16 protein-coding genes and 1 pseudogene are annotated in these 11,687 nt (G+C 41.6%); 1 reads left to right on the top strand and 16 read right to left on the bottom strand.

The window, feature by feature from the left end; translation table 11 throughout:
- Window positions 1-2: 2 nt before the first annotated feature.
- The 16 genes and pseudogenes from NI455_RS05945 to NI455_RS05870 all read right to left on the bottom strand — a co-directional run bounded on the left by NI455_RS05945 (window position 3) and on the right by NI455_RS05870 (window position 10,857).
- Window positions 3-1,478 (bottom strand): phage portal protein family protein, encoded by a 1,476-nt coding sequence (locus NI455_RS05945; protein WP_253112981.1) that lies wholly within the window; start codon window positions 1,476-1,478, stop codon window positions 3-5.
- Between the two features lie 14 nt (window positions 1,479-1,492).
- The gene (locus NI455_RS05940) at window positions 1,493-3,169 is read right to left on the bottom strand and encodes a terminase large subunit (protein WP_159137890.1); all 1,677 of its coding nucleotides are present in this window, start codon (window positions 3,167-3,169) and stop codon (window positions 1,493-1,495) included.
- Window positions 3,166-3,663, bottom strand: coding sequence for a DUF2280 domain-containing protein (locus NI455_RS05935; RefSeq protein WP_253112980.1), 498 nt, complete (start codon window positions 3,661-3,663; stop codon window positions 3,166-3,168). Before NI455_RS05935 ends, NI455_RS05940 begins: the two co-directional genes overlap by 4 nt.
- A 45-nt stretch (window positions 3,664-3,708) precedes the next feature.
- Window positions 3,709-4,350 (bottom strand): putative metallopeptidase, encoded by a 642-nt coding sequence (locus NI455_RS05930; protein WP_253112979.1) that lies wholly within the window; start codon window positions 4,348-4,350, stop codon window positions 3,709-3,711.
- The gene (locus NI455_RS05925) at window positions 4,310-4,747 is read right to left on the bottom strand and encodes a putative endonuclease domain-containing protein (protein WP_253112978.1); all 438 of its coding nucleotides are present in this window, start codon (window positions 4,745-4,747) and stop codon (window positions 4,310-4,312) included. Before NI455_RS05925 ends, NI455_RS05930 begins: the two co-directional genes overlap by 41 nt.
- A gap of 60 nt (window positions 4,748-4,807) precedes the next feature.
- A pseudogene (locus tag NI455_RS05920) lies at window positions 4,808-5,005 on the bottom strand (I78 family peptidase inhibitor); the annotation flags it as partial.
- A 304-nt stretch (window positions 5,006-5,309) separates the two neighbouring features.
- On the bottom strand, window positions 5,310-5,612 hold the full coding sequence (locus NI455_RS05915; RefSeq protein WP_163166426.1) for an I78 family peptidase inhibitor: 303 nt from the start codon (window positions 5,610-5,612) through the stop codon (window positions 5,310-5,312).
- Between the two features lie 694 nt (window positions 5,613-6,306).
- Window positions 6,307-6,543, bottom strand: coding sequence for a hypothetical protein (locus tag NI455_RS05910; protein ID WP_004646432.1), 237 nt, complete (start codon window positions 6,541-6,543; stop codon window positions 6,307-6,309).
- Between the two features lie 194 nt (window positions 6,544-6,737).
- Entirely contained in the window at window positions 6,738-7,289 is a 552-nt protein-coding gene (locus tag NI455_RS05905) for a hypothetical protein (protein ID WP_174894562.1), read from the bottom strand.
- A gap of 2 nt (window positions 7,290-7,291) precedes the next feature.
- A complete protein-coding gene (locus NI455_RS05900; RefSeq protein ID WP_253112976.1) occupies window positions 7,292-7,696 on the bottom strand; it encodes an endonuclease domain-containing protein in 405 nt (134 codons plus the stop codon).
- Window positions 7,693-7,950: a hypothetical protein gene (locus NI455_RS05895; RefSeq protein ID WP_086044608.1), complete on the bottom strand. Its 258-nt coding sequence runs from the start codon at window positions 7,948-7,950 to the stop codon at window positions 7,693-7,695. Before NI455_RS05895 ends, NI455_RS05900 begins: the two co-directional genes overlap by 4 nt.
- On the bottom strand, window positions 7,947-8,423 hold the full coding sequence (locus NI455_RS05890; RefSeq protein WP_086044607.1) for a class I SAM-dependent methyltransferase: 477 nt from the start codon (window positions 8,421-8,423) through the stop codon (window positions 7,947-7,949). The genes NI455_RS05895 and NI455_RS05890 overlap by 4 nt, the downstream gene beginning before the upstream one ends.
- Window positions 8,420-9,163 (bottom strand): ATP-binding protein, encoded by a 744-nt coding sequence (locus NI455_RS05885; RefSeq protein ID WP_159515979.1) that lies wholly within the window; start codon window positions 9,161-9,163, stop codon window positions 8,420-8,422. Before NI455_RS05885 ends, NI455_RS05890 begins: the two co-directional genes overlap by 4 nt.
- Window positions 9,160-10,101 carry a replication protein gene (locus tag NI455_RS05880; RefSeq protein ID WP_253112975.1) on the bottom strand — a complete coding sequence of 314 codons (942 nt, stop codon included), beginning with the start codon at window positions 10,099-10,101 and terminating at the stop codon, window positions 9,160-9,162. The genes NI455_RS05885 and NI455_RS05880 overlap by 4 nt, the downstream gene beginning before the upstream one ends.
- A 51-nt stretch (window positions 10,102-10,152) precedes the next feature.
- A complete protein-coding gene (locus tag NI455_RS05875; RefSeq protein WP_253112972.1) occupies window positions 10,153-10,617 on the bottom strand; it encodes a phage regulatory CII family protein in 465 nt (154 codons plus the stop codon).
- 51 nt (window positions 10,618-10,668) lie between these two features.
- Complete coding sequence (locus NI455_RS05870; RefSeq protein WP_253112970.1) at window positions 10,669-10,857, bottom strand: Cro/CI family transcriptional regulator; 189 nt, start codon at window positions 10,855-10,857, stop codon at window positions 10,669-10,671.
- Window positions 10,858-10,955: 98 nt separating this feature from the next.
- Between NI455_RS05870 and NI455_RS05865 the strand changes: the two genes are divergently transcribed.
- Window positions 10,956-11,657 (top strand): S24 family peptidase, encoded by a 702-nt coding sequence (locus NI455_RS05865; protein ID WP_253112969.1) that lies wholly within the window; start codon window positions 10,956-10,958, stop codon window positions 11,655-11,657.
- The last annotated feature ends 30 nt before the right edge of the window (window positions 11,658-11,687 follow it).

Raw genomic sequence — 11,687 nt, 5'->3', positions numbered from 1 at the left:
ACTTACTTCCCATTTTGAGCCGCCACATACCCCAACACATCCGCAGCATACAAAGCCTGATCCAGATTGGCCGTGAACTGTGTCTGAGTTGCACCAGGTATTAATTGCATCAGGTTATAAGCCAGACTTTCAGGGCTATCAGACTTGAATACCAATTCCTTGACCTGATCCGGTTTTAATAGCTGCAATTCATCCTGTGCATCAGTCAGTTCTTCAACTTCTTGCTGCTCTGGCGAAAGCTTGTTTGCTGAGGCCTTAAAGTTAAATGCTTGACGCGGTAAAGCACTAAACTGGGTATTAGCTGGAATCTGCTCTGAACGCATTTTAAAGTGCTCAGGCTTGATGCCATAAGTCTCCATTACATACTGATCAGTAAAATCAACACCCAGCTCTTTCAGCTTTAAGTCACGCTCAACTACTTTTACATTCAGGTCTTGCTCACCACCCAAAATAATCGTGTGCTTTTCAAATCCATTCAGGAAACAAATCGCATCGACGATATCCTGAAAGGTCGGGGTGATCATGCGTAAGTCTGAGTTACGCTTATCCATACGCACATTTTCATGTACTTCGCCCAGCGCACGACTCCCTGTGCCATCAGTTCCCGATGTAAGGGTCTGGCCTAATACAACCTTTTGAATACGGCGTGTTAAAACGGTATCAAATGCCTCAAATGCTGAGCTACCTGCACCCGAGAAGTTTGTACCTACTGTACCTACATCATCTTCAGATCCAATCGAGATAACTGATTGCGAATGAGCATTCAATAATGCGGAAGTCATCGCATCAATATCATCTTGGGTTCGACTGTTGCCACCCACCTTGCCTACAAGTAGTGGGGAGCCGAAACGCTCCAGGAACTTAACCCAGAATTTGGTAGAGTTAGTTCTGAAGAACCATAACCAATACAGCTTTGATAGTAACGGGTCGCCATAAGGCTGCTTAAATGAAGGCTTACGTCGAGTTAAAAAGAACTTTAATGGCCACTTCTGAAATACATTGATTTCTGTATTGGCCTGTGGCTCACGATAAATTAGTTCACCGTTATTCTTTGGCTCAAACCACTCAAGTGGCTTCACTTGAATGCCATTAAGTGTAAACCTGCCATCCTCAAGAACCTGATAATTGGCCTCCATGACTGAATAGCCAAATGGACACGCTTCCCACGCACCAGTAATAATTTCATTGTGCCAGTAAGCAACCTGCTCTTTTAAGAACTCAGTTTGCTCCCCATGATCTTCTTTGAATCGCCATGGCGCATTAATCACCGAGTCAAGCCGGGTTTCCATAGCCTGTGATATTTCATCATCAGCCATGAGCACACTTAAACGCTGCCGGGTAACACCAGCCTTGCGCAAGACTTCATCAACATCAGCCGCACGCCCCATACTGAACGCAAGTTTTTCAACAGCAACTTCGGTTAACAAGCCTGCTGCTTTTGGCTTGGTCTCTTTCTGCTTGTTTTTGGATTTTGCCATTTTAAAAACCTTGATTAAAAACTACGTGAACCACCTCCACCCGGCCTTAAACGTTCAGGCGGCTTGATATCACTAAAGCAAATCATGACGCCGTCTGCTCGGTTTGGAGATAAAGCCCCGTCTGGTTGCTTATTGACTAGGATTTTGCCTGCACCATTTTTTGTATAAGTGGGTTGTGATAACTCTCGCTTGAGCTGTTCAAGCTCCTGCTTGTTTATATCTTTGGTTGAGAGCGAAATAAGATTGTCTGAGTCATATTGCATACCCTGTAAGGCTCGATAAGTATTCTGAAATCTTATGCGCAATGACCACCACATCTGAGCTTTAAGATTGGCAAAGAAGTCCACGTTTTTCCGCGCCTCAACCATTTCCTGCTCCGGGTTGTGCACCGCACCTGAGCCTCGGAATGGATTTGCTTCGATCTCCGGAATACCTTTGGATCTATTCTGCTCATTAATGACTCGGGCATCACCACGTACACCAGCACCCAGACCATCGGCATCGTAATAAAACGAGTTCAAACGTAGATCAAGACAAGCATCAATAGCTTTCTGAGTTGTGCCAAAGATGTCATCACCAACGCCTGACCAAGTATCCAAATACTGCAGTACGATGCCATGACGTGCGGCAAAAGAGTTTTTATCCTTACCCTCATCTGCCACATCAAGCGCACCCATACGTTCGCCTGAAGGCTGAATATTCAAATTAAGATGAGCATCAACTGCAGCTTGCACCCATGCTGATGGAATCAACACACCTTCTACCGAGGCGGCATAGTCAATATCAACCTCTTGAGCTAAAACAATATCGTCTAGTGTGGCCAATTGTTTTTCATACCAGGGATGAATTAGCTTGCCATTAAATTCGACCTGCCAATTCTTATCTGGGTTATCACGCCATGCCATTGTGAATACGGCGTAACGTCCACTAAAACGATCCTGGTGAAACTTATCCCCAATACCGTTTGGAGTGGATCCCTTGATGTGTACGTTGGTGTTTTGAGAGATTGCGGCGTCTACAGCTTCTTGTCTCTCTACAAATGCCCATTCATCCAGAAAGTACATTGTGGTACGACCACCACGGCCAATGTTGTCACCAGCTTCACCAGTGACGGTTGCGCCGTTGTCCGGGTTAATGATTCGCATGTAGTTGTCATGCACTTTCTCAACAAAGCCTTTAGGCTTCATCCAGTCCGGCAACTTGGAAAACATATCCCTGAATTTGTGCAGTAACGTTTTTGGATCGCCTTTCTTATCAACCAGATCTTCTTTACGGCTACCGACGCCACCAGCAAAACCTTCAACGAATAACCACCGGTGCAAATAAAAGCCCAGGACTACATAGCTCATCCCTTCGTCACGACTTTTTTCAATTAAACCGTGTGTCTGGGTACCTTCACGTTCAATCAGCCAATCAACGAGTTCAACCTGACCAGGACGCAAAACAAAAGGAATATTCGCCGGCAGTCCAAAAGGCATGCCCCGTGGATCATAAGTCCATACCCAGTGATTAAACCAATGAGCCGGATCATTCTTACATTTGTAGATTTCAGCCTCTCGACTTAGTTCATTCTGCTCTATCAGCATCCGGTAGTAATAGCGCCGTTTCATCTCTTCAATGATTTCAGGCAGACGTGTATTGATCGTCCACTCTTTAATTAGTGGCGCTATATCTTCGATTGCATAAGTCATAACTTGCCATTAATTGCTAAACGCGAAAGCTCTTGCGCGGATAGTCCGTTAAGCTCATCTGGTGTGAATTGATGCATTGATTTAGTTTCTTGCTGAATAGGTCCACCATCTTTACCGGTAATCTCTATTTTCTTTTCATAGTGGCCTTTGACAATCTTCTGCATCTGATCAATCAGTTTGATTGCCATCACCACGTTACCTTTTTTTGAAACCAGCAAATCACTCAGTATCTGAAGCTGCACAATATCGTTAGCACCTTCAATGTTATAGATCGGCTGGGCAATGTATTGCTTACGTGCTTCATTAAATAGATCTACAAATTCCTGTGATAAGTCAGCACCAGCAACTTTGGTAGGGTCATATGTCTCCACTTGTTGTGGGGAAACATCAACTCCTAATTTTACCTTGATGTCCTCTACTACTTGAGTGGGGGTCATAAATTGGGCAAGTGCTCGAACTATAAATACTTTTTCATGTTTTTTAAGTCTTGCCATAAATCACCATCCATCAAGGTACATCAAGGAAAGTGGGCAAAAAATTTAGCCGATAACACAGTTCCCACAACACGCAGCAATACTTGTTTCAGATACAAACGGCGCATTCTTGGCAATTTCTAGAAGTCTTTTAACAGACTCGTCCGCACCCCATCGTTTTGTTTCACCAAAGAACACTTCAACATCATGGCCAGCCAGGTGATGCTTAGGCAGTCCGGTCATATCGCTATAAATGATTTCACCGTCTTCATCGCGCTCAACCCCAATGTGATACAGCTCATGCTCAATCAACCGGCAGAATTCACGATCTGAAGCCTGTTCACAGAATGCAGCATCCACAGTGATCAGGTACTGAGGTACAAAGCCGTACCAATCACGCATTTGCTGTTCTTGACGTGCTTTCTTCCAGCCACCTTGGTTAAACATGACCTTTTCACATTGCCCAAGCACCATACGTTTTTTCGCTACGGCGGCCGATGAAGCCCAGGCGAATGCAAGAAACTCTTCATTGTCGTGAAGTAGCTCAGCAATATGGTCATGATCCGGGTTATGTAGTTCACCGCCGAGAGTAAGCCAATTTTTAAAGACCCATTCTTTAAGCTCTGGTGCCGGTGCCAAGCGAATCGCTTCCTCTTCCTCAGCCTGATCAATCAGATCCGTCGGTGGGAATGGTCTGAACTGTTCCATCTTCTAATCTCTCTAACTGACTTCGAATCCAGTTAATTGCATAACCCGATTCAATTTGATGAGGTTCAAGGCGCACAAATGTATAACCTTGATCGTCAGCAAGATCATACTTATTAAATGAATTCGCTATCTTTTTCCCACCACGACCAACCGACCATGGGCTACCCGCGATTTCTATAAGGAGATTCAACTTCACAATATAAAAATCAAAGCGCCAATTTTTGGTTGATTCAAATTGAAACTTTCGACGATAACCAATTCGATGTTCTTCTAATTCTTGGAATAAGGTCTCTTCTGCTTCTAAGTATTTTTCTTTAGCTTTCGGTAGTGGCTTATTGCGGGGTTTGGTTTTGATTGGGCCTTTGGCGGTTAAACATTTATAGAGGTCTGGATCCATGAACATTACCCAATAAAAAACCATCCGAAGATGGTTTTTTTATTATTCAGTCTTGAGCTATTAGCCACAAGATGCTTGAACGATAATTTTAGTTTGTGGGTCAGTTACTACCGTAACTCTCTCTAAACGGTAATCTAAAGTTACCGGTTGGCCAGGTGCTACCATACGTACAATTTCAGCATTAGTCTTGGCTTTAATTGCTGCTTCAGATAAACCAGTTTGTCCAACAAGTTTGGTTGCTTCCTCTGCTACACAGCTAGTCATCGTATTTGGTTGATGAGAAGGCATCTGTTCAGGATTATTTGCACACGCTGTCAATGTGACTGCTACTAGAATTAAAGATAAATTCTGGATAATTTTCATAAGTTTCTGTCTTGTTGGAATAAAAAATTAATCATACCGAATAAGAAAGTATCGGTTGCAGGCTTAACAACAGTCTATATATTCTGCTTAATCAGAAAAATAATGAACTGTCGCAATAGTTATCTAGTGCATTCCCCAGACTTTTAACAATGATAACGGGAAAACCTCCCAAAGGAGGTTCTATGCATAGATTTAAATTTTAACCACAAAATGCCTTAAGAATAGTTTGGGTTTGTGGATCAGCAATTACAGTAACTCGTCCTGGATGATAATCTTTAGTTATAGGTTGGCCCGGTGCAACCAGTCTAACAACTTCAGAATTTGTTTTTGATTTGATATCAGCCTCGCTCGATAATGTCGTACGTGCTAATTTTGCTGCACTTTCAGGCACGCATTTTTTCATCATCTCAGGCTTGTGAACAATTTCTGTATCAGGAGTACCTGCACAAGCAGTCAAAGTCACTGCTGCAATAATAAGTGACACATTATAAATAATTTTCATAAGCTTCTATCTTTCACATATAAAAGCAGGATGATACCTAGGTCGGCTTGAGCAAGCCTAGCCATATCAACAATGTTAATACACTTCTTTAAATATTGAAATTTAAAAAAACCCACTTAACTCTCCCAAATTAAGCAGGCTTATGTCAGGTCAACAATTTCTTTCATTGTTTTTATACACCTGTATCTTAGCAAATAATTTATCTAACTAAATATAATTATTTGCTTCTTTAGACCAAGGGGTAATCACCCAACCTCTTTCAAGCAATCACGGCACTCTTTCTGGTTATCACTGATCTCAGTTACACCGTGAAGACCGAATAAGCAGAATATAAATTGGAGCATACTTTTCTCTGGATAAAAAAATACCCCCTTTGGGAAAAGGAGGCTGAAATTGGAAAGAAACTACAGCATAGAATCTAGGTGGTCATTTTATACAAAGCCATAATTTATTCATTAGCATAATGTTACTTTATTGATCACAATAAAAAGCCCACATTGTAGAGGGCAATGTGGGCTCCCCTTATCATTTTGCGCTGATTAGGGGGTGTGTTGCAGTAATTGCAACGAATAAAGGATAGGCCTATTTAAAAATATTGCTAATCAAGTTTTAAAATATGTATTTCAAATACATTTATTAAAATGATGAGTATAAAAAAGCCCACCATTTGGCGAGCTTTCCTTGATGCTTAAACCTATTTTTGACATTTCACGTTAAACTGGTATTCGTCTTGAGTAACCTTAATTTTAATATTTTTATATTTTCGTTTGTTTGGATCCATTGCCGAGCCAGCCACTTCCTCAAAAAAGCTACGATCATTCATTAGCTCGCCATACGCTTTATAGCCTAATAAAATCTTTTCAGGCTTTTCGCCTTCAGCCACTAATTTACCGAGAGTATCTTCTAGTTTTTTAACAGTTAAAATCGCCATTTCAATTAGAGCTCAAAAACAAAAAGGCATTATCGCTTATTTTCATGAACAAACAATGTCAAAAAAAGCCCACCTTTCGATGAGCCTTTACTAGTCTTTCCTAGCAGTCAACATTTTATCAGATAACACTTGGTCTCGGTTGAACCGTAATACGACCAGTATAGAAAAAGAATACCTTACATCCATATAGGATGTCAAACACTCAATTTTCTTAAATTTTTCCGGTACTGGCCTGCATAATGCTCTACCTCATCATTCAACTCTTTGAGCAAAAGTTCAACTGCATTACCTAGCCATGCATAGCGTTTTGAATAAGTATTTGGTTCAATATAATCAATTCCTGAAAATACTAAGCGGCCTTTCAATGTATGGTATTCACGCAACTTTGGACGCAATGAATAAAACAGCTCCATACGTGCAATGTGTTTGCAGAATTGCGGCATATCAAAACTTTCACGCTGCTTATCCATTTCCTCTTGCACCATACGCCATAAGTAATCTGAGATGTATTTTGTGACCACGGAATAATTATCCGTATTGTCTCGATAATCACCCCATACCAAAATTGACGCATAAGCCTTGGTTTCATCATTTGGCATTAAAGCAATTGCGCCACAACGATCTTCCCAATTGACAGGGATTTCATTTGTTGGTGGTGTATCTGCTTCATAATTTGCTGTTTTTGCTCTTAACTGCTGCCCCAGCCATTCAATGTTTGTCATTTTTTCAGCTACCATCGCATTCATCCCTATTCCCCTACCATCATTTCAATTTGCTGTATCGCTAAACCTGACTTCACTTGCTCTGTACTAAACCGTATTACCTGAAAACCCATCATTGTTGCTGCGTTATACTTTTCCATGTCCCCAAGGTAGCCTTTACCCCTTGTGTGCCTACCACCACTCCAGATCCCACCTTCAACCTCCACTAAAATCTTTTTATCAATTAAGTGAAAATCTGCTCTCCATTTCCGCTTTGGGTGAAACTCAAATTCCTGCTCAAACTCAATTTTTAAAGTTTTGAGTTCTCCGGCCAGTTTCGCTTCAAACTCATTTGGTATTTTTTCGCCTTTGACCTTAGGGCGCTTGGAACGCCCTTTAGGTTTGGTGGCTTTAACCATTTTTTTATATTCAGCAATTGAGTAGCTGGTCATACCTCACCCATATCACGCACTCCAAATAGCTGTTTAGTCTTTTCAGTGGCAACATACAGTCTTGTGCAATGATTACATCTAAATGCCAAGTAACCCGCCTGGACTAGTCCTCGCAATTTCTGATTTAAGGCTGCTCGGGTTTTGTCACATACATGTTCTTCCAGCTCTGCTGATGTGACCTCATGTTTTGAAAAAGCCACGTACACCAGGATGTCTTTGATTTCTTCAAACCGCTGGATGGTGGGTGTGTTCATGCTGTCCCCCACTTCATAAAAGTAATCCAATGAGTATTTGCACGCTTACCACTGATATGACCAAATACTGGTTTTTGATCGGTCAACTCTAAAATCTCACTAACTTTAATTTGAGTTTCATTCCACTTAAAAATTAAAACTCCACCGGTGGCCAACACGCGAAAGCACTCCTCAAATCCTTTCCGAATATCTTCACGCCAGTCTTTGTTCAACTTCCCATATTTAAGAGCAAGCCAACTCTGCTTACCTGCTCGAACCAAGTGAGGTGGATCAAACACAACTAAATTAAATTGACCATCATCAAATGGCATATCACGAAAATCTATTTCAATATCAGGTGAGATCTCCAAAGCTCGACCATCACAAAGCGTATGGCTTTCGGTTCGAATATCACCATAAACAACATTTGGATTCTGGCGATCAAAGTGCATCATTCGGGATCCACAGCACACATCTAAAATTGGTTGATTCACATCTCACCCCCTACACGCTGATCGGCCCAGTTGCATTCCACCAGGGTTAGGCCGCCCTGTTGGAAACGAGACCAAAGACGATCACCCAGATCCTTTTGCAACTCAGCCAGCGTTAGGTTGGAAATCAGCATGGTTGGCTTCATCCGGTCATAGCGTGCATACAAAACTTTATGAACCAGCTCACGGCGCTTATCACGGTCATGCAATCCGTATTCATCTAGGATCAACAAGTCATATTGAGTGAAGTCATAAATCACAGACTTCTCTGTAGCGTCCGGCTGCTCCCATGCATTCATGATTCGCTGCGCCATATCCTCACTGGTGATGTAACGCGCATACTTGCCCTTGTTGAGCAATGTCCGAGCCGTAGCGCAACTCAGATGGGTTTTACCGGTGCCTGTAGGCCCTACCATCACAAAGTTGTTTTTGTGGCCATTGATCATGTTCTTGGCAAAAGAAACGACCTGATTCAATGCATTCTGGTGTCCAGCATGTTTGACCAGGTAATTCTTAAAACCTGATGTTGCATGACGCTCTGGAAGCATTGCCCCAGCAAAGTGTTTTTCACGTACGGTACGATCAATTTCAGCCTGTGCTTGTGCGAGTTGTTCTTCATGGAACTCAACGGCGCATTGTGGGCACTTCTGAAAAGGGCCTGCTTGTACCATGGCGGTTTTGTGTTTCGAGCAGATCGCTTGTGTTTGTTTTAATCCCTGAGTCAACATCGACATTGCGTTCATACAAAGTCCTCCGGAATATGGACTGGTGAATCCACTGGTGCGTGATATTGCGATGCTTGGCCTGCCCAGGCTGTATTCACGTCAAGATTAGAATTTGGTTTTTCAGAGGATTGATACGTTTTTTGAGTGTATTTACGTTTGATCCACTTCACGAAGTTTGAATACATCTGAGTATCTGTGATCAGCCCTGCGTTCAAACGTGGTTCGTAGTGGGCATTCACTTCAATTAAAATCTGATTTACCAATTCTTGGGTCATCGGGGTTTCACCTGATCGCTGTAACCAAGAATTCAGGGAATGTAAATCTGGTGTCCAGAGATTTAGTACTTGGTCAACTGAATTTTCTTGCGCGTTTCTCTCTTTAAAGTTTTCTTTAATATTTTCTTTTAAATCTATTTCTTTTACAGAGTGACATTTGATGTCACTAGTGGTGGTGACATTTGATGTTACTGGTGTAGTAGCATTTGATGTTACTGGTGTGGTGACATGAGATGTCACTACATTTGATGCAACCACTTTAGATGTAGTTGCATTTGATGCTACCACTTCAATAGAAATACGATCATCTAAAGTCAGGGTGTAAGAGCTACTTTTACCCAGTGTTTTAGTAATGCTGATCAATTGGTATTTGGCTAAATCAGCCATACATTTACGTACAGTTCGCTTGTCCTTAATTCCAGTGATCTTCATTACCAAGGTTTCACCCATTGACTTTTGATCCAAGTGAAATCCTTTGATGTGACGATTTAGTAGAACGATGCACTTGATAGCATCCCCACTTAATACAGCTAGATAACCTTCGTCACAGATGAAATTAGGCAAGGGTGAATACCCATCATCTTTTTTCGACATGGCTTGTCGCTCTAATTTTTTAGCAGTGGATGGGTGTAACGAAATATCGTTGTCTACCCCCTGCTTATGTGCTAAATTTGATTTCATATTCAATTCTTTTCTCCGATCGAATTTGGATTAAAAGCCTGACCTTCCACGTCAGGCTTTTTCTGTTTCTGGGTTATCAATACAAGCTTGGATTTGTTTATCCAGCTCGGCTAAAGCAACATGCATCTGGTGGATCACCTTTGACATGTCCTGCACTTCACCTTGTGTAATACGGCCATCTGCCATAATTTCACGGAATAAGCTCATCACATCCCCTCCCTTCATACCAATGCACAGTACTTTGTCAGTCAGAGACATATCGCGACATTCGGGAATCTCAGGTAAGTCAATTGCAACTTTTTCATGCTCAGCTGCTAGAGCTTGGAGAATTCGATAGTCTCCTGTCATGGCCATCATTTTTGATGCTTCCGACAGGGTTAGGTGGTGAGTATCTGTATTTGGATTTACTTTGCTGTTTAGAACAGCTGGGCTTTTAATTCCCATCCTTGGGGCTAATGCATTTGCACCACCTGGATAGTCATGCACCGTATTGTGCGCTGCATCTGTTATGTTCATTTGTCCTTCCTTCGAACGTATTTATTTAAAATCAATCGTTTGATAATTGACTTATGCAGTTAATGCAGTGAGATCGGCTTTCACTTTGCCACCAGTTAATAACTGAAGCCTTGCTTGAGTATCCAAAGGAATACCTTTATGACGCCACTTACTTACAGCGCCTCGGGTGTGTTTAACAATTTGAGCAAGAGCTGCATCTGTTTCGACACCGTAATGTTTTTTTAAATCATCTACGGTCATGTTTACTCCAATAAACTACAAGTTTCCCTTAGTAAACCACAAGTTTCTCTTATGATCAACTTTATTGTTTACGATAGGAAACAAAAGGAGGGATTTTTATGAACGAAGTACGTGACAGAATTATTCAAAGAATGAACGAGCTTGGTTTAAAGCAGGCAGATTTAGTCACTAGACTTAATGTCAGCAAGGGTGCTGTATCAAAATGGGTTTCAGGCCTAAATACCCCAAACTCAACAATCCTTCCTCAATTAGCTGATGCTCTTGAGACAACTCCATCATGGCTAATAAATGGAACTCAAAAGCTTAAAAATGACGTGTCTATTATTTCAGTTGAGGCCTGGGATTCAGACACACTAGTCGAAATTGATGAAATTGAAATCCCATTCTTTAAGGATTTTTCATTTGCTTGTGGTTCAGGATCTATTGGTGTGGCAATGGCAAGCGAAAAGCGAAAGTTAAGAATATCCAAATTAACTCTGCGTAATCGTGCTATTGAACAAAGAAATGCTATTGCCACATTGGCATCTGGTGATTCAATGACACCAACAATTAAAGACGGCGACACTATTTATATTGATCTGGGCCGTAAAACCATCAAAGACGGGAAAATGTTTGCTTTATGCCATGGTGGTTTATTTATGGCCAAGCGTTTATATAATTTACCGATGGGTGGAGTACGCATTGTTTCAGATAATGCTGCTGAATACCCAGAAATACACTTAACAGCTGAAAAAATCATTGAGCAACAATTTGAGATTATTGGCTGGATCTGGCAGGTTGCCACATTGGAAAATTGGTAATAAAAAACCCATCAAAATTCTGATGGGTTT

Origin of the sequence: Acinetobacter lwoffii (genome assembly GCF_024129435.1) — a bacterium.
Taxonomy (GTDB): domain Bacteria; phylum Pseudomonadota; class Gammaproteobacteria; order Pseudomonadales; family Moraxellaceae; genus Acinetobacter; species Acinetobacter lwoffii_F.
This window is presented reverse-complemented; position numbering and strand designations above follow the sequence as displayed.